The 20,609-nt window shown below is 62.6% G+C and carries 15 protein-coding genes; 8 read left to right on the top strand and 7 right to left on the bottom strand.

Annotated elements, in window-relative coordinates:
• Positions 1–8: 8 nt before the first annotated feature.
• Positions 9–1,202, bottom strand: coding sequence for a YcaO-like family protein (locus tag G3256_RS08265; protein WP_169640364.1), 1,194 nt, complete (start codon positions 1,200–1,202; stop codon positions 9–11).
• 62 nt (positions 1,203–1,264) lie between these two features.
• Here G3256_RS08265 and G3256_RS08260 point away from each other — a divergent pair, with 62 nt between their 5' ends.
• Positions 1,265–3,676, top strand: coding sequence for an adenylate/guanylate cyclase domain-containing protein (locus G3256_RS08260; protein WP_206040805.1), 2,412 nt, complete (start codon positions 1,265–1,267; stop codon positions 3,674–3,676).
• On the opposite strand, the gene G3256_RS08255 is transcribed toward G3256_RS08260, so the two are convergent.
• The 5 genes from G3256_RS08255 to G3256_RS08235 are packed head-to-tail and all read right to left on the bottom strand — an operon-like array spanning position 3,660 to position 9,497.
• Positions 3,660–4,169 carry a hypothetical protein gene (locus tag G3256_RS08255; RefSeq protein ID WP_169640362.1) on the bottom strand — a complete coding sequence of 170 codons (510 nt, stop codon included), beginning with the start codon at positions 4,167–4,169 and terminating at the stop codon, positions 3,660–3,662. The two genes, G3256_RS08260 and G3256_RS08255, sit on opposite strands and share 17 nt — an antisense overlap.
• A gap of 31 nt (positions 4,170–4,200) precedes the next feature.
• Positions 4,201–5,745, bottom strand: a complete 1,545-nt coding sequence (locus G3256_RS08250; protein WP_169640361.1) for a peroxidase family protein — start codon at positions 5,743–5,745, stop codon at positions 4,201–4,203.
• A 57-nt stretch (positions 5,746–5,802) separates the two neighbouring features.
• Positions 5,803–7,239: a M20 family metallopeptidase gene (locus tag G3256_RS08245; protein WP_169640360.1), complete on the bottom strand. Its 1,437-nt coding sequence runs from the start codon at positions 7,237–7,239 to the stop codon at positions 5,803–5,805.
• Positions 7,236–8,153 (bottom strand): dihydrodipicolinate synthase family protein, encoded by a 918-nt coding sequence (locus tag G3256_RS08240; RefSeq protein ID WP_169640359.1) that lies wholly within the window; start codon positions 8,151–8,153, stop codon positions 7,236–7,238. The genes G3256_RS08245 and G3256_RS08240 overlap by 4 nt, the downstream gene beginning before the upstream one ends.
• 54 nt (positions 8,154–8,207) lie before the next feature.
• Positions 8,208–9,497: an NAD(P)H-dependent oxidoreductase gene (locus G3256_RS08235; RefSeq protein WP_169640358.1), complete on the bottom strand. Its 1,290-nt coding sequence runs from the start codon at positions 9,495–9,497 to the stop codon at positions 8,208–8,210.
• Between the two features lie 165 nt (positions 9,498–9,662).
• On the opposite strand from G3256_RS08235, the gene G3256_RS08230 reads away from it, so the two are divergent.
• The 6 genes from G3256_RS08230 to G3256_RS08205 all read left to right on the top strand — a co-directional run bounded on the left by G3256_RS08230 (position 9,663) and on the right by G3256_RS08205 (position 16,415).
• Positions 9,663–10,313 carry a glutathione S-transferase gene (locus G3256_RS08230; protein ID WP_169640357.1) on the top strand — a complete coding sequence of 217 codons (651 nt, stop codon included), beginning with the start codon at positions 9,663–9,665 and terminating at the stop codon, positions 10,311–10,313.
• Positions 10,314–10,460: 147 nt separating this feature from the next.
• Complete coding sequence (locus tag G3256_RS08225) at positions 10,461–12,404, top strand: hypothetical protein (RefSeq protein WP_169640356.1); 1,944 nt, start codon at positions 10,461–10,463, stop codon at positions 12,402–12,404.
• A 121-nt stretch (positions 12,405–12,525) separates the two neighbouring features.
• Positions 12,526–12,843 carry a hypothetical protein gene (locus tag G3256_RS08220; RefSeq protein WP_169640355.1) on the top strand — a complete coding sequence of 106 codons (318 nt, stop codon included), beginning with the start codon at positions 12,526–12,528 and terminating at the stop codon, positions 12,841–12,843.
• 28 nt (positions 12,844–12,871) lie between these two features.
• Positions 12,872–13,921 (top strand): glycosyltransferase, encoded by a 1,050-nt coding sequence (locus tag G3256_RS08215; RefSeq protein ID WP_169640354.1) that lies wholly within the window; start codon positions 12,872–12,874, stop codon positions 13,919–13,921.
• The gene (locus G3256_RS08210) at positions 13,918–15,984 is read left to right on the top strand and encodes a glycosyltransferase (RefSeq protein ID WP_169640353.1); all 2,067 of its coding nucleotides are present in this window, start codon (positions 13,918–13,920) and stop codon (positions 15,982–15,984) included. Before G3256_RS08215 ends, G3256_RS08210 begins: the two co-directional genes overlap by 4 nt.
• Positions 15,981–16,415: a transposase domain-containing protein gene (locus G3256_RS08205; protein ID WP_169640352.1), complete on the top strand. Its 435-nt coding sequence runs from the start codon at positions 15,981–15,983 to the stop codon at positions 16,413–16,415. The genes G3256_RS08210 and G3256_RS08205 overlap by 4 nt, the downstream gene beginning before the upstream one ends.
• A 158-nt stretch (positions 16,416–16,573) precedes the next feature.
• Here G3256_RS08205 and G3256_RS08200 read toward each other — a convergent pair whose 3' ends face one another.
• A complete protein-coding gene (locus G3256_RS08200; RefSeq protein ID WP_206040804.1) occupies positions 16,574–17,005 on the bottom strand; it encodes a histidine kinase in 432 nt (143 codons plus the stop codon).
• A gap of 156 nt (positions 17,006–17,161) precedes the next feature.
• On the opposite strand from G3256_RS08200, the gene G3256_RS08195 reads away from it, so the two are divergent.
• A complete protein-coding gene (locus G3256_RS08195; RefSeq protein WP_169640350.1) occupies positions 17,162–20,608 on the top strand; it encodes a CheR family methyltransferase in 3,447 nt (1,148 codons plus the stop codon).
• Position 20,609: the final 1 nt, after the last annotated feature.

Genomic DNA, 20,609 nt, shown 5'->3' with positions numbered 1-20,609 from the left:
TCCGGGCTCTATACCAGCAACGGCAGTGCGATCTGTCGTCCTGGCGCGACTGCGGTACCGGTCAGCGCCGGTAACAGTGCGTCGGAAGACGGCAGGTTCAGGAACCTCGGTCGCTGTGAGACAAAGCCAGGTGCGATGATCCGAACAACGGGCGCTGCAAACTGCGCCCGCGTCATATCAAAGACAGCAAGCGTCCCGCCCCGTGCTTCACAGCAGTCTGTCAACCCGGGTGTTGTGCACAGCAGGTCCGCTGTCCCCTCAGGACTGAACCGGGGATCGGCGCGGTTCATGCCCGCGATCCATGGCGCCAGCGGATGCTCCGGGCCATGATGCTGCGCCATTCGGATCCGGAATTCGCTGTCGGCCAGTTCCAGCGTGGCGGCAAGTGCTGCGTCTCGCAGATCTGTGCGCGCCGCAAATCCGCAGGCGATGGCGCCGCCGTCCGGGTCACTGCTGACGGCCGCCACGCAATGCGGAGCCTGCGGCGCGGCCAGGATCATCAGTGTTGTCTCCCGTGCCCGCGCGCCGATCGCGCGCAACAGATCCGGTGTATCTTCCAGCAGCGACAGCGGCAGCGCCCGCGCGCGGACGCCACCCCACCACCATCGGCCGATCGCATCACTCTCGAAGAGCTCCGCAAGGGCTGCGGCAACGGCTGCATTATGGTCCCTGCCCGATGCACAGCCCTCGCTTCCTGAAGGGTTCAGGGCCCCTGTCCCGTCACCTCCGATCCACACCAGATCCGAAGGCGCGGACACCGCGCGGCCGGTCAGCAGATCCACGCCTTCGTGCCATGTGACATCCCGGCCCGGCGCGCCCGGCCATAGGTCTTCGTCGCCCCAGCGCGCATTCCAGGCCTCATGCGCAGCATACTGCGCCTGAGAGAACCGCAAAACCTCTGTGCGGTCGAGCCTGCCTCCCACCGGGGCTGCACGCCCGGTGTCCGCATCCCCGTTGCGACAGCACGATACGAGCTCTGCCGCCTCGCCCAGGGCCCGCCGCAGCGCGTCCTCGCGGGTGAGCCCACGACCTGATGCCACGCGCCCCGTGACCGGCAGAGCCGCCGCCGGAAAACCGGACAGCGCCACAGCCGCATCACCCGGAACCACCGCCACCAGATGCACCGGCAGATCGGGGGCTTCAAACCAGTGCGGCGTGAAAAGTGCCGCCATCCGCGCAAGATCAGGTCCGGTTGCTGTCATAAAACTGTTTTCAACCCAAGCGTTAAAAGGCATAGTTTCTGCACCGCGCGACCGGAGGAATGATGTCCCAACGAGCGATCCTTTTTGCCGACCTTGCCGGTTTCAGCCGGCACATGCGCGAGAACGAACCCGCCACCGTTGCCTATATCGCCGCACGGCTCACCGAGGCGCGCGATGCCGTCGAAGCCGTCGGCGGCGAGGTTGTGAAAACAACCGGGGATGGTTTTGTGGCCCATTTCGCCACTGTGCCTGCTGCTCTGACTTTTGCAATCGGCTTTCAGCGCGCCGAGCCTGACACGCCTGGTATCCGGCACGGTTTTCGCATCGGCGTGCACTTTGGCCCGGTGCATTTCGGCAATGCCGATATCTACGGACATGCAGTTAATATCGCAGCACGGCTTGAGGGGATAGCACCCCCGGGCGGCATCACCATCTCCGGTGCCGCGTTTCGCCGGGCCGAAACCTTTGCTCGTGATTTCAGCGGTCGCGGCCCGGTCGTCCTGCGCAATATCGGTGAGAATATCACCGCCTATGATTATTCACCCGGGCGCAATGAACCGGCCTCCCTGCCCGCGGATGTGACCGTGATCGGCAGCCTGCACATATCGTCGGAAGATGGCGCGAGGGTTGAGCTGCGCTCTGAGCGCGCGCGGATCCTTCTGGGTATTCTGGTGCTGGGCGGGCCGGACCCGCAGCAGCGCACCCAGTGCGCGGCCCTGATGGGCGATCCCGAAGACGCCGCAGGTCTCGAAGCGGCCCGCCGCACTCTGGCGCGTGCCTTCCGGCGGGCCGGGGCCGCCGGGCTGCGCCTGCACGACGAAGGCACGATCGGTGTCGATCAGTCGGTCGTGCGTGTCGATCTGTATGAACTGCCCCAGGACACCAGGTCCGGTGCAGTCGACCCCAAACTGGTGCGCGGGATCGACTGGGATGTGGAACTTGCGCCGGGTCTGGGGGATCAGGGCGGCTCGCTTGCAGGCTGGGCCCGGGTGATGCGCGGGCGCTGGCGTCGCGAGGCCGCCGGCGCGCTTGAGGTCTGTCTGAAACGGTTCCGCGCAGAAGAAGACGGCGCTCGGGTGGCCGCCGAGGCGCTGCTGCTGATTGAACCCGGCCACGAGCCTGCCGCGCGGGTGCTGATCCGGCACTATAACGCGCTCGGCAACCGCGCAATGGCCATGCAGGAATATGAACGGCTGCGTGACTGGCTGACCGGTCGCTACGATATGGCGCCCTCAGCCGAGACCGAGGCACTGATCGCTGAGATCCGTGCAGGCGATGCAGCCGATGCCGTCCCGCCCGGCAGTCTGGCAGACACCCGCCGACCCGATCTGCGTGTCGGTGCTTTTTCTGCCAGCGACAGCAACACCGATCTGGCCGCCGGACTGCGGTCTGACGTGGTGGCTGCGCTGTCCCGGTTTCGCGAATGGTATGTCGCAGAATCCTCCGGGCGCGACGGCGGGGATTACCTGCTGACCGCGCGGGTCGATGAACAGCACGCCACCTTTTCCTTTACCCGCACCAGCGATGGCGCTGTGCTCTGGCAGGAACGGCTTGCATCGGGCGCGGACTGGAAGCGGTCTCAGGAGCAGCTTGTCGCCCGCGTCGCCGCCCGTGCCGAAGTCTATGTCTCCGCAGACCGCGTCGCGCGGGCCTTTGGCGGGACGTCATCCTCGCAGTTTGATGACTGGATGCGCGCCGAGGGGCTGCTGGCGCGCTGGGACGCGGATGCCGAAACCGAGGCCGCGACACTTCTGGAAAACCTGCTGGAACGCGATCCGGCCTTTGCGCCGGCCTATGCCAGCCTCGCCAGCATTTATAATGTGCGCCACATCGTACGCCCCGGGCTCAGCCGCAGCGACGAAGACACCCGCCGCGCACTGGCAACCGCCGTGCGCGCAACTGAGCTTGATCCGCTGGACGCCCGCGGACAGCTTGCCTTTGCCTGGGCTTCGGCGATGGCAGGCCATTACGATCTGGGGACCGTTCACCTTGATCTGGCGACAACCCTCAACCCCACCAGTTCGCGCACGGTAATTTCAGCTGCGATGGGGTTTGCATTTTTTGGCCGCGCAGAAAGGGCGCGGGATCTCTTTGAGAAAACAGCGCGTACCGCCCCGGTTCTGGCCCGCTGGCAGTGGTGCTACGGCGTTCCGGTGCGGTTTTTCGCAGGTGATTTTTCCGGTGCAGCGGATGCCGCTTTGCAGGGCGGCGACGCCATCAAGGACAATTACGGCTGGCTTGCCGCGAGCTATGCGGCCCTTGAGGATCGCGAAAGCGCCGCCGCGGCATTCGATACCCTGCTTGAGACGATTAAACCGCTCTGGGAAGGCTCCGTGCCCCTCGACGCGGTCAGCCTAGCGCGCTGGTTCATCAGCGCCTACCCCCTGCGACGCCCCGAAGACACGGCCCGCCTTACCAGCGCCATCGCGCTGGCTGCCGGGCTCGAGGTCTCCGCCCTTACCGGCAGCGCGTGAAGGCAAAGCTCGCGATCAGATAGTCTTCGAGGCGTTTGCGGTTTGCATCGCTCTGAGCGGCCAGAAAGTCCGAGACCAGCGCGATCGTATCCGGCACAACGGTTTGCGAGATATAATCATAGGCAGAAGTCTGAGCATTCTGCTGCACCACGGCTGTCATCCGGAAGGTGTTGCCGTTTTTGTCGTCAATATCACCACGCAGTTCAAGCTTCTCGTTCACCACGGTGCCAGGGTTGGCCAGCGTCTCAAGGGCGTATTTGTTAGCCTGCCGTTCGAGAACCCTGAAATCATCGCCTGTGGTTGCCAGCACCGCATGGCATTCAGTGGCCGGGTCAGCGAATTTATCGAGGATGCCCTGCACAAGATCTTCGGCATCGTTCTTGTCGGCCACTGCGCCGGATCCGGCCCGGATATCGCTTCCGGCCGAGATCATGCCCTCCCGGCGTGCGGCAGGGGTCATATCTGCAGTCTCAAAGAAAATAACGGATGGCATAATGAGTGTCCTCTCTGGTGTGAAATACAGATCAGGGCGGTGGCCCCGCGTCAAGTGCAGCCGACGCCCCGAGCAGGTCCGGCAGTGTCAGAGTGCCCTCTGCGGGCACCGCGCCGTTCCGGGCAGCACAGATTGCAGCATGCAGCGTCTCCGCCACAATCCGGCCGGCAAGCGGGCCGAGCCGCGCGCCACCGCTGAAAAACTGCGCCTCGCGCAGGGTATAAAACCACAGTGGTGTGCGGTCGCAGAGCCGGTCGCCTGCCACACCTTCCGTGAGCGCAGCGGCGATGGCCGCAGGCTGCTCTGAAGCGATCTCTTCCGGCGTCAGCAGTGTGCCACCAAAAATTCCGGGATGTGCCTGCCAGAGACCCTGCGCAGATGTCAGCCCCACAGACTGCCCGCGCGCAAGCGTCAGCCCGGCAAGATTTGCCGGCTCTTGCTGCCCGCTCAGATGACCCGGATCAAGCTGTCCCATCTCGTGATACAGCACCGGCGTGATCGGTGCTGCAACATTAGCCGCAGTCTCAGCATCGGAATCGCGCCAGTCCGCCTCCCAGCGGAAGCTCAGAACACGGTGCCCTTCATCATGCATTGCAAGGCTTGTTCCGTTGAACGTATGCGCCAGCAGTTGCGGCATGAAATGGGGTCCCGGACCGGTCCGGGACCAGGTGTAGCGGTCACGTACCATAGGGTGCCCGAACCGGTAAGCGGCAAAGGCAAACTCCGCAGGGATCAGCAGATGTCCAGGATCGGCAATGCCTGGTGCTACCAGCCTGCGCCCGTTGGCCATGACATCAGCAAGTGTGCCTGCATCGATGATCCGTGGCAGGAAATCATAGAGCGTAATCTGATGCACCGCATCGATGAGCCCCTGTTCCGGATCAGGCAACCCGTCGCGGCGCAACCTGATGTAGTACCGCAAAAGTGCCACATGCAGCTGTGCCAGAAACAGGTTCGCATCAGAGCGGCCATCAGGGGTCAGTGGCCTGCCGTCGGTATCCCTTGGCAGGTCAAGAAAACTGTCAAATGAGCTGCGGGACGTGCGACCGAGGGCCACGCCCTGTTCCACCAGAGCACCGGTCTGCTGATATACGCCGGCCATGTGCTGCAGGTGTTCTGTCTCGGGCGGAAAGACCGTGTCGAGATCGAGTGCGGCGGTATTCAGGTTAAGCGGCGCACCCGGGTCTGAAACATTGCTCCTGCTGAGATCATGGCCGAGGAACTGAGCAAAATAGACGTAGGCCGAAGGCAGTGCGGGCTCTGCTGCGGGCCATGCCGGTCGCACCGAGGAAACCATCGCACCGGCAAGAGCTGCCAGCGGCCCGTCCCGGGTCTCCTCTTCCTGCGGCGCGAGCCGGCTGTAGCCGGCAACCTCCGCACGGCCTCCGGCCCCTTCACGATTTTCCAGATCAGCCTGAAGCCCCCGCGGTCCGGGCCCGACCGGCACTTCTGCAAGGGCCGCACGTCCGTTGCCGAACAGCGTGGCGGAAAAGGCGCCGGCATCATCAGCGCCGGCGGCATCGGCCACCAGCTTCAGCCCGCCTCCGTGCATGTGAGCACACGCCCTTCTGCTCATTCCCGTTTCCTGTGCATCTACATCTTACTGAAAGATATCACGAAGGTGGCCGGTCTGTCAGCCCGCCGTGCCAAAGGCCCCGGTGCGCGGCACACCGGCATCCGCAGCACCGATATCCCAGAACAGACCGGTCATGATCTCCAGCCCCTCGCGGCAGACACCCGTGCGCATATGTTCGTCCGGCGCATGCTGACTGCAGCCGCGCCATGAATGCGGGATCCAGACGGTCGGCATGCCGAGAACCTCGGTGAACACGTGGTTCGGCAGTGATCCTGCGAGATTGGGCAGCAGATGCGGACGCTTTCCCGTGGTGTTCTGCAAAGACGCGCAGACAAACTCCGTCCAGGGGTGGCCCGGCACCAGCCGTGTGGCGGGAAAATACCCCTCATCATGCGGGCGGATTTCAACCCGGCCAAGGCCGTGCGCGTCAAGAACCGCTCTGAGGGCGGGCAGCAGCGCCGCAGTATCGGTGCCCGTGACAAAGCGCAGCTGGCAGGTGGCGCGGGCCGTGCCGGCGATTGCATTGACGGGAGCATCCGGCCGGCCGCTGGTCATGGCGAGCACTGCAAAACTGTTCCAGCCATAGGCGCGCTCGGCCAGGCTCAGATCCGGCGCGCCCCAGTCCTCATCCGGCCCCGGCCCCTCGTCACCTGTCACCGGGAGATCGCGCAGCGCCGCGCGCACATCGGTCGTAAGGCTGTCGGGGCGCCATTCAGGGATTCGCAGGTCCCCGCGGGCATCGGTGATCAGCGCGAGCGCCTGAGCGATCAGCATAGCAGGATCGGCCAGCAGACCGCCCCAGTTACCCGAATGATGCGCGCCTTCGCGCAGATCCGCCACCAGATCAAAGCTGACCGCGCCCCGCGATCCGGTGAAAACAGTCGGGATGTCCGGCTGAAGACGTGGCCCGTCCGAGGCGATCAGCACATCCGCCGACAGCTGGTCCTTCATCGCGCCGAAGAATTCCGCAAGACCCGCCGAGCCCGTCTCTTCGCTCATTTCAATTATGATCCGGCTGTTGAAACCCAGATGTCCCCGCACGGCGATGACCTGTTCCAGCGCCATGATATTGATCAGATGCTGGCCCTTGTTGTCCGCCGTGCCGCGCCCGTAAATCTCTTCGCCGTCAACACTCAGCACAAAGGGCTCAAGACCCGTGCGCCACTGTCCCTCCTGGCCGTGGATGACATCGCCGTGGCCATAGGTCAGAACCGTCGGCAGCCCGCAGCCTTCGTGACGTTCCGCAACCAGGAAAGGCCCGCCACGCGGATCAGCGTTCGGGAAAATCCCGCAGGTATATCCTGCGGCCCCGAGGCGCGGCACCATCGCCTCCGTGAGGTAGGCTGTCAGAACCTCCGCACGCGCCGGATTCTGGCTTTCAGTCGGAAAGGCGACAAGCGTCGCCAGATCCCGCACAAACCGCCCGTCGTCAAAAGCGGCCGCAGCAGCAGCGACAGCAGCATCCCGCGACGTGTCGGCCTCCCGGCCCCTCACAGATCAAGAGCCTGCAGCCGCATGGCCTGTCGGGCGGCAAGCGTATCGATCTCCTGCATCGCATCCCGGCTCAACCCGGCACCGGGTCTGCGCACCACGGGATGCGCGATAAACCCCCGTTCTGCCAGCGAATACTTGCGGATTGCGAGCCCGAGCCCCGGCTGCGCCTCATAGCGGATCATCGGCATATAGGCATCAAATATATCCCGAGCGCGGTCGGTTTCTCCGGCCTCGCAGGCCGCCACCACCTGCGCCATCATCTCCGGATATGCAAACCCGGTCATGGCACCATCCGCACCGCGCAGCATCTCTTCCAGCAGGTACATACCGCCATTGCCACACAGAATGGAAATGCGCCTGTCACCGGCTTCACCCGCGCGGCGCAGGGCGGTGATCTTTTCCAGGCCCGGCCAGTCTTCGTGTTTCAGCATGACGCAGGTGGGGCAGTCCCGTACGATCTGCAGAATAACCCGCACCGGGATCTGCACACCGGTCGCCAGCGGAAAATCCTGCAACACGAACGGTATGTCGCCCAGCGTTTCAGCCACGTTGTGGTAATAACCGAGGATCTGCTCATCGGTGCGCAGAGACGGCGGCGGGGCCACCATTACGCCGGCGGCACCTGCCTGCATCGAGGTATCGGCCAGCGCCTTCATCGCGGCAAACCCGGGGGCCGAGACGCCGACCACGACCGGCACGCCGGCCCTGCCCGTCACCCGGCGCACAATCGCCTCGGATTCCCCCGCCGAAAGCTTGCCTGCCTCGCCCATCATGCCAAGGATGGTCAGCCCGGTCGCCCCCAGACGCAGATACGCGTCGGTCAGGCTGTCGATGCTGTCAAAGTCAACGGCCCCGTCCGGCAGAAACGGCGTGGCCGCAATGGTGAAAACACCGCGCGCTGTCTCATCAAGCATCAACTGGTCTCCCTGATCGCGCGCAAGAACGGATCACTGCTCGTTGCGCACGGATCATGACGCAACAAGGCTGCGATAGAGTTCAGTCACAGAATCCCCGGCAAGGTCTGCATCGCTGAGCTTCAGGGTCTCGCCGGCGGCAATATCACGCGTTACCTTCACCCCGTGCGCGAGCCCGACGGGCAGCGCATCGCGCGCTGCCGCAACCGGCTGTGCTTTCCCCCAGACCGTAAAGCCGCCTTCGCCGTCCAGCATTTCACCTGCTTTCAGATCGCGTTTGGCCACCGATGCGACCGTGCCCCGCATCTCGCGCGATGTACCGGTCGGCTCGCGGCGCAGGGCCGCACTCAGCACGGACACCGACAATTCCATGCCAATCAGATGGAAAGGTTTATACATGGCAGCAAACCGTCCGGTGTCATCCACCGGCAGCCCGTACTGATGAAAACAGGCGGCGGCATAGGCATTGGGAGCCTCAAGCACCACATAAACACCCCATCTCAGATCGCGGAAAACCGGCCGGCCGTCGCGTTCCACAGAGGAGATCGTCTCGACCATTTCCGGCCCCTCAAGCTGGCCGCCGACATCACGCGGGCGCAGCACCCGGGCAAGATCATCCACACCGCAGGGCGGAAAAGCCAGCCCGTTCTGTGGCACATTCAGCCCGCAGGCATTGGCGATGGCGACCATCTCGATGGCGCTTTTCGTCCCGTCGAGAAAGGAATTGAACATCTGCGGGTTCATACCCGCGCGCGCGGCCTCTTCGGGTGTCAGACCGTAATGAGACCAGACATCATCGGGGGTTACACTGTGATAGGCCGGCAGATATTTCGTCCCCTTGCCGGCGGCGGCCACCCGGAACCCGGTCGCGCGGGCCCAGTCCACCATCTCTGATACCAGCGCGGGCTGATCACCATAGGCCATGGAATAGACCACACCCGCCTCCCGCGCTTCGGCGGCCAGTGTCGGACCGACCAGAACATCGGCTTCAACATTGACCATGACCACATGTCGGCCCGCGGCGATGGCTGCGCGTGCATGGCGGATACCGGCCAGCGGATTGCCGGTCGCCTCGATCACCACATCCACGCCATCCGCGGCGACGGCCTGCGGACCGCTGTCAGTGAACTGTGTCGCCGCGATACGCACGTCATCCCAGCCCACTGCCCGGCAGGCCGCACGCGCCCTGTCGGGATCAAGATCCGCGATGACAGCAACTTCGAGCCCCGCGATCGTCGGCACCTGGCTGAGAAACATTGATCCGAATTTTCCCGCGCCGATGAGGGCAGCGCGGACCGGCGTGCCGCGTTCACCGGCTTCACGCGCCAGACTGCTGAGATTCATGATACTCTCCCTTTTTCAAGCAAGCTTAGCGCCGGCGTCGGGGCGGCGCCAGATGCGACAACTGTCCTGCGGTTGAGCCCCGCGCCCCCGCGCGCTACACCGCCTCTGATGCCGCCGCTCCGGACGCTCCGGGCGCAGGTGCCCTGATCCGGAGGTCTTTGCCCGTTGCCGCCTGTCCTGTGGTCATTTCGCCGTTGCCCCTATGCAATGCGCGCCCGTCTCGCCCTTGCGGTGTCGGGCGTACATGTTCATCTGCGCGAGATCGTTCTGCGCGATAAGCCGCCGGCTTTTCTGCGCGCCTCACCGAGTGCCACAGTGCCCTGCCTGCAAATGGAGACCGGGGTGATCGATGAGAGCCTCGACATCATGATCTGGGCATTGAAGCAGAACGATCCTGAAGGATGGCTCAACATGCCGCCGGAAGGATTTTCCCTGATCAAAGACGCCGACGGTCCGTTTAAAGAGGCACTGGACCGCACCAAATATGAAACCCGCTATCCCGGATCGGATCCGGAAGAGGCCCGGCAGGTGGCCTCCGGGTTCCTTGAGAAACTGGACGCTCAGACTGATGACTGGCTCTTCGGAAGCCCGTCGCTGGCGGATTTTGCGATCCTGCCGTTCGTCCGGCAGTTTGCCTTCATCGACAAAGCGCGTTTCGACGCCGGGCCCTGGCCCCGCCTGCAGGCCTGGCTCGCTTCGTTTCTCGCGTCGCAAAGGTTTGCCGCCGTCATGCACAGATATCCCCAATGGCAGGACGGCATGACAGGTGATTTGTTTCCGGATCCGGCAACAATATCCGGCACCGACCGGCATTAAATGCAATCGCGGTTTGCATTAACGAAAATACTGAGCTTTACGTATGAATCTTTGCATCAAAGACCGACAGCGTTACTCTTGGCAACGCTTTGGTAAGGGATTCGTTTGGTATGCGCGGAGATCCGCGCGGTTCGGGAGATCAGGTTAATGGCGGGTGAAAGGGGCAGAAGCAGTGCGACCGGCACGACTGGTGCCGGAAAAGCCCCCGGGTCAGACCGCAGCCCTGCGCTTGCCGCCAACTGGGATGACCGCGTCGCAGAGGCCCGCGAAAAACGGGCCAGAATCATCGCACAACGCGAAGCCTCCGGCGAGAAGAAAAAGCCTGTCAGAGCGCGCCCGGCGCCAACAGGAGAAGGTATTCTGCCGGTAACTGAACCCGCTCAGAAGAAAACCGCACCTCCGGAGCCTGCCGCCGTCAGACCTGCTGCCAAAGAGCCGGTAGCGCGCAGCGCACCAGCTGCCGTCGCACCCGAGATACTGACAGCGCGCGTCCCCGGCGATATCGCCCGGAAAGCCCGGACTTCAGCCCCTGAGCAAGAGACCGTAGCGCCCCCCGCAGAGCCCGCGCGCGCCGGCGCCGGGCCTGAGCCTGACACGGAAATCCCTGAATTCCGCCACCCTGCTGATGACCAGACGTTCCGGCGCAGCACTGAGGGCGCTTCCGGGCGTGTGCGCGGCAATCTTCCACCGCTGGCAGCGCAGGTGCCGCCCGCCGACCCCGGCACCCGGCTAAGGGCCTTTTCGCGCTGGCTCGAAACCAGTACGCCCGGCGTGCGCTTTGCGGTCATCGCCTTTGCGTGCTGTTTCGGCCTGGGCTTCGGCATGGTGCTTAGTTTTGGCATTCTTGCCGCAATGGGCTGGATAACACCGTCACAGCAAAGCGCCGGACCGGCACGGTCAACCGCTGTTGTGTCAGATGCTCAACCTGATGTTCTGACCCGCACCGCCGTTACCATGCTGGCGCCCACACCGGGACCAGGCGTGGGCGGGCTGACCACACCGGGCATCGCACAGCAGGATACCTCGAGAACCGGTGTGCCGCCCCTGGCAGGCGCAGCCCCCGCGGATGCCTATCCAGCAGGCTTTTTGTCACCCGGGCCGCTGATCGGGACGTACACGCCACTGCTCGCCGGACCGGAGCCGGCCTCCGCACGGCCAGATCCGATGGCACTTTCCGGCGACAAACTGGCCTATGTCGCACGGACGCCAGCCCGTCCCGGGATCGTCCTGAGCCTGTCGGACCAGCTTCCTGAACTTGCGGAGCGCAACAAAGTCGCGCTCTGGACAGAGCTTGCAACCCTGCGCGTCCCAAGCGTTCAGCCCCGGGAATTTGCCGCGCCGGATGCTGTCGTGGCTACCACCGTTTTCATGCCCTCGCCGGTCCTGCAGGGAGCAGCACCCGGCACAGCGCCGGTTCTCAACGCTGCGTTGCGAATTCTGCCGGCCGCCGTGACCGCCGGCATCCCGGCGACCCTGCCAGCCATGCCGGCGCCGGCGGATCCGGCGACAGGACCTGCGGACATCGGCACCGCGCCACATATCCCGGCGATTGTCACGCCGGCGCTCTACTCACCCGATACGGCAGAAGATCTGCCACAGACGGGCGCTCCGGTTGAGCGCACTCTGACACTGGCGGGCCGGCTCGGGCTTGATGTGCCGGAACGGTCGCGCTTCAGCCTCGTGACCTTTGCCCCGGACAGCGTGAGCGACAGCTCTGTTGAGGAAAGCCTTGCCCGGCTGAGCGAAACAGGCTTTCCTCTCGGCGCGCTGAACCGTGTGTCCTTCAGGGTATCGAAAACCCATGTGCGATATTATCATCCCGATGACGCCGAAGTAGCCCGTGCCATTGCTACCGAATTCGGCGGCCCGGCGCGCGATTTCACCAATATCAGCGGCACTGCACCGATCGGCCGGGTCGAGCTCTGGATGACCGGTGACTCAGGTCGCACAGCAGCACCCGTTCAGCGCCCGCGTCAGGCAACGACAAAGCGTGCGCAGCCTGCCCCGTCTGCTGCAGAACTGCGCGCTGCAGCCGAACAGCGCCTGCGCAACCGGCTCATCAACAGCCTGCGCAAAGAAGAGTACAAATAAGCGCGCCACCCTGCATGACGAGCCGTTTGATATCTCCCCTGCCTTTATGTTAAATTGATGCTGTTGGTACGGTACCGGTCGAATCCGGGCTGTCGCAGGGTATTTCCTGACGGGTGTGAGTGTGGCGAACGAGAAGCTTCTTGCGATTGTGACAGTTCTCAGCCTGATCGGGTCAGCCGGTCTGGCACAGGAAGATGTAACAATCGACGATCTGCGGACCATTGACGCGCTGATCACCGGCAAGGAATGGAACGCGCTCTATACTTTCGTGAATTCCAGGCCACAACTGACAGCCGGAAACGACCCGCTTGCAGTGGAATTGCGGAATTTCGTCGATGAAACCAAACGCGGGCTGCTGAACCGGTTCGATTCCGGCCCCTCACAGCCCGACGGCGGTGGTCTCGGCAGCGCGGAGAGGTCGGTCGCGTCTATCTACTGATGACCCGCCCGAGGTGTGCAGCCCGGCAATGACCCCGACAATTGCATATGTCACCGATCCGCGGTTTCCCGGCGGCACATCATCAGCCGTCGCGGCTGAGCTCACAGCGATTTCGGACATGGTGCGCCCGGCGGTATACGGCCTGAGCACCGCAATGTTCCGCGACCGTGAAGATGCACCGGTGCTGACCGACGCGCTTGCCGAACTGAACCTCACACTGATCAGGGATCCCGAGGAAATCGCCGCTGACATCGTGATTTTCCACAACCCGGCCTGTCTCAAGTTTCAGAGCACTCCCGGGACCAGGATCATCGCCCGGCATCTGATTGTCGTGACCCACGAGAATTTCCTGCGTCCCGGCGGGCATGAGGCCTTTGATGTGGCAAACTGTCTTGACCAGATCGCGGGTGCATCCGTGGCGCTGACACGCAGTCTCGCGCCGGTTTCTGATGCTAACCGGAGCACGGTGCGCGACTGGATGGATCAAAACCGTTCAGGCGCGCACTGGCAGCAAACGCCCGACAACTGGCCGAACATCTGTGACTTTGACCTGATCGCCCCGACGGCACAGCCCGCAGACAGGCGCGGGCGACATTCCCGGCCGGGGTTTGAGAAGTTTCCCTCACGCGAAACCATGAAACTTTGCTTTCCGCCGGAGGCTGCCTCCAGTGTCATCCTGGGTGCCGATCACCTCGCTGATGATCCGGACCGACCGCACCACTGGACACTGATCCCGTTTCGGGGTCTTTCCGTCGCGCAGTACTTTGATATGATTGATTTCATGGTTTATTACACCGCCCCGACCTGGCGCGAGAGCTTCGGACGCGTGCTTGCCGAGGCGATTGCGGCGGGCAAGATCGTGATCACTGATCCCGGAACCGCGCAGACCTTTCAGGGGGGCGTGAAGGCGGCGCGCCCCGAAGAGGTCAGCGATATCATCGCCGGATACATTGCCGACCCCGACCGGTATCAGGCCGATGTGCGGGCCGGCCAGCGCAGTCTTGATATGTTTTCGGCCGCAGCCTTCCGGCGCATGTTCAGCAATGTTCTGAGCCGTTCGCACGGAGCTGTGCTGTGATCCTGCTCTGCTCCGGTCAGATCTCGTTGCGGCATCTGGATGCGCTGTTACTGTTTGCCACCGGCCTGCGCGAGGCCGGGCACAGCGTTGCCATTGATGACCGGTTCGCGCCCGCAGGCATGTCCCGGCACCAGAAATTTGAGGCAGTGCCCTTTCTGGCGGCGCCCGGCGACGTAACGCCAGACTGTATCGTGATCATCGCCGCCGAGGATATCTCGGAAGAAGTCCAGACACTGCTGCGCGCAGCACCCCCCGCCCCGGGAACACCGGTCAGGGCGGTCGGCTATTTCGAGACACCGCAGGCGCGGATCAACAGCTGCAACAGACTGGCATATGCGACCGGCACCGAGCCGGAGGTGATCAACCGCAGCACGCCGCACAGCAAACAGCTCATTGAGGCACCGGTGGTACCGCTGATCACCGCCATTGCCGAGGCGCCGGTCCAGTCAGAGGGCGCACGCACCAGCCTGCTCGTCTATATGCCGGATGACATGCTGGAAGCAGAGGGCGTGCTGCATGATCTGGCCACCCTGCGGCATGCACCCCGGACCGATCTGCACATCCTGACGACAGCAAAGGGCAAAGCGATCATCCGCCAGTCGCGCCATGCCGGGCTCTCGGTCTTCGGCTATGGCGAGCTCTCCCCCTCCAATCTGCTGACCTATGCGGATGTCTTTGCCTTTTTTGGTCCGGGAATACCGGGCGAGCGCATGGCCTTTCTGGCACTGATTGCCATGGGGTCGGGCAAGGTTGTGATCGACTGCACCACCTCGGCAGCCTTCAAAACGGCCGGGGCGCCGGCGCTGAGCGGACCGGAACATGCGGGCGCTCTCGCAGGCTATCTGGCCGACACGGTGGCAGGCAGCCGGCGCGAGATCGGCCGCCGCATTCTGCTCGATCCGTGGCTGCGGGCCAGCGATATCGCAACCCTGACCGAAAGCCTGTCTCTGCGCACTGACCCGGCAGCCTCGCCGGCCGGGCGCCCGCCCGCGACGGTCTTTTTCCCCACCAACGGGGTCGGGCTCGGGCATGCGCAGCGCTGCGCCCTGATCGCGGACGGTCTGCCAGACGGCAGCGCTGTGCGTTTTGCGGCTTTCCCCAGCTGCACCGATATGCTGCGCCGGCGCGGTTACGACTGCATGCCGGTAATCCCGCGCAGTGATGCGCATGAGGATCCGTTTGCGGCCGATCTGATCAATTATCTGCGGCTGCGCGACATGCTGGCGCCCGGGGACACGCTGGTTTTCGACGGCGGCTTTGTTTTCGATTCCGTTTATCGCGTCGTATCCGAACTGAAAATCCCTGCATGGTGGATCAGGCGTGGTCTGTGGCAGCCCGAACATATCAACCCCAATGTGCTGGAACGCGAACGGGCTTTTTCAGGGGTGATCACCCCTGACGAGGCCTTTCCCGAACTCAACGATGTCTATTCCAGTGGCAGTCATGTTCACCGCGTGGGCCCCGTGGTCCGGACCGATGCCTCCTCCCCGAAACAAAAGGCCGCTCTGCGCAGGCGTCTGGGCAAAGCCTTCAACCGGCGGGTGGATACACTCGCCGTCAGCATGCTGGGCAGCGGCATGGCGTCAGAACGTACCGCACAGGTGCAGATGATGTGCAGTCTGCTGGAGGAACGTGAGAACTGCCTGCACCTGATCGTTGTCTGGCCTCACGCGGTGGTCGCCAGTGATTTCGCCCAGTGGCACAACAGTTTTGCAGTGCGCACCGACCAGACGCTGAGCCTGAGTGCCGCGGCGGATCTTGTGGTGTCGGCGGCCGGGTATAATTCATTTCATGAACTGCTTTATGCCGGTATCCCGTCAATCATGATCCCGAACCATGCGACCTATCTGGACGACCAGGAAAAACGCGCCCGTGCGGCGGCTGATCGCAGTCTTGCGCGGTTTGTCGCCGCCACCGATCTGCTTGCCCTGCAACGAGAGGTGGACGGCATGCTCGATGGCACAGCGCGCGCAGAGATTGCAGCGGCATTTGCAGAAGTACCACTGCCGGAGCGGGGCAATACAGCCGCGGCGGAACTGATCAGAGGGGTAAGCCGCACATGAGTGATCCGCAGACATATCTCGACGTGCTGGCCCGCCTGCCCGCCGCATCTCCGGCCGATCTTGACGATCTGCTGTCCGGCTCCGGGACCCCGACGCAGGGACAGGTGTTGCCAGGCGGACGCTTCATACCCTCACCCGTTCTGTGGGAAGCGGAGGCGCCGCGCGTGTCGCGCATCGGTCTGCGGGTCACCCGGCCCCCGGCTGATCTGCGCCGTATCGCCGCCCGTCTGGCCGCCATCGCACTGGAGCGCGCGGTTTACCCGGTCGTGATCAGCCACGTCGGCGTCTGCGGACTTCAGCAGTACGGGTTTCGCGTAGAACAGGTCGCGGGCACAGACCCGGAAGACCGGCGCTGCAGTGAAGAGCAGATCCGCCGTCTGTGGAACCTCGCGATTATCGTGGATGCGCAGGAACTGGCCGGGTTCGGATAGGCACCGGTTGCGCAGCTCAGGCGCGCGCGATGGATCGCCAGCGCCGCAACCCTGAAGAATTTGATCATCGCCGGCGCGCAATGTCCTACGCGCCGCCCGCGCCAGCGTATCATGAACGGATCCCGCCGGTTCAGATACAGCCGGCACGGGCACGGCGGTCAGTGCTCGTGCGTGAGCTCATTCAGGACGCACCAGGACTGCAACAGCCGCACAGCCGAGTCGGAGGCAATCCTGCGCCGCTCAAGCCGCACTCTCAAAGCTGCGCTCTGCACCTGCGCGAGCGGGCCGTCTTTCGCCGGCACCGTATTCAGATCGGCCTCCTCTTCGCTGCTCAGGACAAACTGAGTCCCAAGCGCAAGCTCGGGAAACCCTCGGTATGCACCGATGTATTCCAGCAGCAGAAAATTACTGAATGCACTCCCGTCCATGCGCCTGTTTTTCAGGATGACCTGCGTGCGCCGGCGCTCCTGAAGCGCGAGGCGCACCTCGGCGCGCGCTTCGTCGTTGGGGAATTCAGCCTGCAGAAAACGACAGTTCTGACCCAGTTGCGCATTTGTACATCCGGTCATGTCCTGAAAACTCGAATTCATGAATATCAGCGGTGCATCTTCTGCGGATAAATTCGACAAAGTCAGTGCAAATGGCACCCGATTGAGGGTTTCCTCCAGTGATCCAAGAGCTAAATTGAATTTGTCGTCCATCGTCTGCCTCTTGCCCTCACGCCTCAGCTACCGGTTTTACCTTCTATGTCCCGAAATTCAAATACTGACGTGCCTGTCATCATAGGCATTGGTGCCTCAGCCGGCGGGCTCGAAGCTTTTCAGCAGCTTCTGACCGGTCTGCCCGACACGCATGATCTTATTCTCATCCTGGTGCAGCATCTCGACCCGGACCACGAGAGCCTGATGCCGGAACTTGTTGCGGCGAAAACAAAATCTCCCGTGCACAGCGTGAAAGACAACATGCAGATCGAGCGCGGACATATTTACCTGATCCCTCCGGGGTATGAGATGGAAATCCGCGGGCTGTCTCTGCGGCTGACGAAATTTTCCTCGCCCCGCGGGCTGCGCCGTCCGATCGACCGGTTTTTCAACAGCCTTGCCGAAGAGCACGGCGAAAACGCCATCGCTGTGGTGCTGTCAGGCACAGGCAGTGACGGTGCGAACGGTGCCCGGGAGATTAAGGGACAGGGCGGTCTGGTCTTTGTCCAGGATCCGCGCCAGGCCAAATACGACGGCATGCCGCAAAGCGTGCTTGATCTGTGCGGGGCGGATGTCACGTCGAACGCGGAAGAGATCGTCGACGTCGTGCGCGATTACTTCAATCTGCGCACGGGCGTGCACGAGGGTATGGAAACGGACGCGGAATTCCTCGCCCGGATTATGCGGCACGTGCGCTTTCGCACCGGGCACGATTTTACCGAATACAAAGACGCCACAATGCTCCGGCGGATTGCCGTGCGGATGTCAGTGCTCAATCTGAGTTCGCCCAACGACTACCTGAAATACATGGTGGAAACGAAAAGCGAGGCCGATCTCCTTTTTCGGGATCTGCTGATCAACGTAACCAGTTTTTTCCGCGACGAGGATCATTTTGAAACGCTGAAGGCCGAGATCATCCCTGAGCTGGTAGAACAGACTGACGAACACGGCGAACTGCGCATCTGGGTGGCAGGCTGCTCGACCGGGGAAGAAGCCTATTCCATCGGCATGCTTGCTGCAGAAGAGATCAGCCGGGTAAATAAACAGTGCAAGGTTGTCATCTTCGGCACTGATATCGATGAGCAGGCGCTGAGCGTTGCCCGCCACGGCCGCTATCCTGACGCCATTGTCGACACCATTCCCGCCAGTCTGATGGAACGCTATTTCAAACCCACCAAGGATGGTTATGAAGTCGGCCCGCAACTGCGCGAGATGGTCCGGTTTTCGCGGCACAGCTTTATCAAGGATCCGCCCTTTTCCAAGCTTGATATGGTCTCCTGCCGGAACGTGCTGATCTACCTCAAGGATTCGCTGCAGGATCTGACCGGGCGGGTTTTTCACTATGCGCTGCGCGAGCGCGGGTTTCTGTTCCTGGGGCCCAGTGAAAACCCCAAATCGATTCTGACATACTTTGATGAGATTTCGGCGCGTGCGCGCATCTTCCGCCGCAAGCCGGGTGCCGCGAAACCACTTAACCTGGGCAGCCTGTCAGGGGCTGTGATGAACCGGCCCAAAGCAGCCGCAGACAAGGCCGCAGCCACTGCAGAACTGTCTGACCGTGACCGGGTGATCCTCAACGAGTTCGCACCGGCCTATCTGCATACCGATGCTCAGGGTGATGTGATTTTTTCCTCGGCCAGTGCCGGCAAATATCTCGCCATCCGTGCCGGCAAAGTGAGCACGGGGTTGTTCAGCATCATCGCCCCGGAACTGGAATCGACGTTTCGCAGGGTCGCCCGGATCGAACTGAAGCCCGGTGCCGTGGGCGAGTTTGAATTTCAGGGAGAGATCAGCGGCCGGACCGAACGGCTGATCGTTTCAGCCCGCAGGCTTGATGACGGGACGCAGCTTTTCGTCATCCGTGACAATCTGCTGCTCCTCGACAGCCGTCCGGGCGGCAGCGCTGATCCTGGTTCCGCGCAGGACGTCTATGTCAACCAGCTCGAAGCGGAGCTCGACGACGCTAAACAGGCGGTGCGTACGACCGTGGAAGAGCTTGAGACATCAAACGAAGAGCTCAAAAGCTCAAACGAAGAAATGATGTCGATGAACGAGGAACTGCAATCGGCCAACGAAGAGCTGACCACGATCAACGATGAACTTCAGGAAAAGCTGCGCGCACTCAATCAGGCCAATGTGGACCTCAACAACTTCGTACAGAGCGCCCGTGTCCCGTCCGTATTCCTTGATGCAGATCTGCGGCTGCTGCGGTTTACCCCGGAGGCAGAGCGGTATTTCAGCTTCACCGAAAGTGATCTGGGCCGCACCATCGCCGATCTTAACGCCGAAATTGATCAGGACCGGTTGATTGAGCTTTGTGAACAAACCGTTACGGACCAGAAGGAGCGCGAAGAGGAGTTTCTGACAAAAGACGAAAAAATCAGCCTGTCAGTGCGGGTGATGCCCTATTCTCCTGACGGCAAGGAAAGCCTTGGCGCTGTCTTTACCCTGCAGGATGTGACCGAACTGCGCAAAGCTGTGCGGACCGCGGATCACGCGAAGGCGCTGGCAGATCGCCAGAAGTCCGAGGTTGAACAGATTTACAAACACAGCCCCATGGCAATGGGTCTGGTGGGCCGGGACATGCGCTATATCAGGCTCAATGAGAAGCTGGCTGAGATCAACGGCGCGCCGGTCAGTCAGCACATAGGCCGCAGGATCCGCGACATCATCCCCGATGTTGCCGATCACACCGAAAAGCTGATCCGTACCGTGATGGAAACCGGGAAACCGATCTTTGAAGAGCGTGTGACCGGCAGCACACTGAGCGAACCCGACAGGATACACATCTGGGAGAGCGACTGGCTGCCTTTCTACACCGGGGACGAGTTGACCGGCGTCTCAGTCAACGTGAGGAACATCACGGAACAGGTTGAAACAGCTGACAATCTGCGCCGCATCATGCGTGAACTCGAGCACCGGGTGAAAAACATGCTCTCGAACGTCAACGCGCTGATCAACCGCGCGGGGCGCGAGGCGACGACAGACCGGGCCGTTTTCGATACGCTGACCAACCGCATTCAGGGGCTGGCAAAAACCCACTCGCTGCTGACGGCGGAAAACTGGTCCTCTGCCCTGCTGCGTGATGTGATCGAGCCCGAAACCGTAGGCGTTTATGGCGATGACCGGGTGACGCTCTCAGGACCGGATGTATTCGTGACGTCCGAGGCCACACTGGCAATCGGGATGGCCATTCATGAGCTGGCGACCAATGCGGCTAAATACGGTGCCTTTTCCAGCCAGGACGGACATGTCAGTCTGAACTGGTCCCGTATCACCGACGCGCGAAGCGACCGGCTGATTATTCAGTGGAAAGAAACCGGCGGCCCGCAGATCGACGGACCGGACAAAACAGGCTTCGGCACGCAGCTGATCACCTCGACGCTGGAGGGCAGTCTTGGCGGAACTGTGAAGCCTGAATGGGAACAAAACGGGCTGCGCGTGGTTATTGAACTGGATTTCGACGATGTTACAGTCTCAAAAGGAGCATGAT

This window comes from Roseobacter ponti (genome assembly GCF_012932215.1).
GTDB classification, from domain to species: Bacteria; Pseudomonadota; Alphaproteobacteria; order Rhodobacterales; family Rhodobacteraceae; genus Roseobacter; species Roseobacter ponti.
Note: the sequence above shows the minus strand (reverse complement) of the source record. Positions and strands in the feature narration are given on the sequence as shown.

Coding starts and splice junctions, on each gene's coding strand:
- G3256_RS08255 (WP_169640362.1), bottom strand. CDS start 4,169: ATGCCATCCGTTATTTTCTTTGAGACTGCAGATATGACCCCTGCCGCA.
- G3256_RS08225 (WP_169640356.1), top strand. CDS start 10,461: ATGGCGGGTGAAAGGGGCAGAAGCAGTGCGACCGGCACGACTGGTGCC.
- G3256_RS08250 (WP_169640361.1), bottom strand. CDS start 5,745: ATGAGCAGAAGGGCGTGTGCTCACATGCACGGAGGCGGGCTGAAGCTG.
- G3256_RS08260 (WP_206040805.1), top strand. CDS start 1,265: ATGTCCCAACGAGCGATCCTTTTTGCCGACCTTGCCGGTTTCAGCCGG.
- G3256_RS08205 (WP_169640352.1), top strand. CDS start 15,981: ATGAGTGATCCGCAGACATATCTCGACGTGCTGGCCCGCCTGCCCGCC.
- G3256_RS08215 (WP_169640354.1), top strand. CDS start 12,872: ATGACCCCGACAATTGCATATGTCACCGATCCGCGGTTTCCCGGCGGC.
- G3256_RS08240 (WP_169640359.1), bottom strand. CDS start 8,153: ATGCTTGATGAGACAGCGCGCGGTGTTTTCACCATTGCGGCCACGCCG.
- G3256_RS08200 (WP_206040804.1), bottom strand. CDS start 17,005: ATGAATTCGAGTTTTCAGGACATGACCGGATGTACAAATGCGCAACTG.
- G3256_RS08265 (WP_169640364.1), bottom strand. CDS start 1,202: ATGACAGCAACCGGACCTGATCTTGCGCGGATGGCGGCACTTTTCACG.
- G3256_RS08195 (WP_169640350.1), top strand. CDS start 17,162: ATGTCCCGAAATTCAAATACTGACGTGCCTGTCATCATAGGCATTGGT.
- G3256_RS08235 (WP_169640358.1), bottom strand. CDS start 9,497: ATGAATCTCAGCAGTCTGGCGCGTGAAGCCGGTGAACGCGGCACGCCG.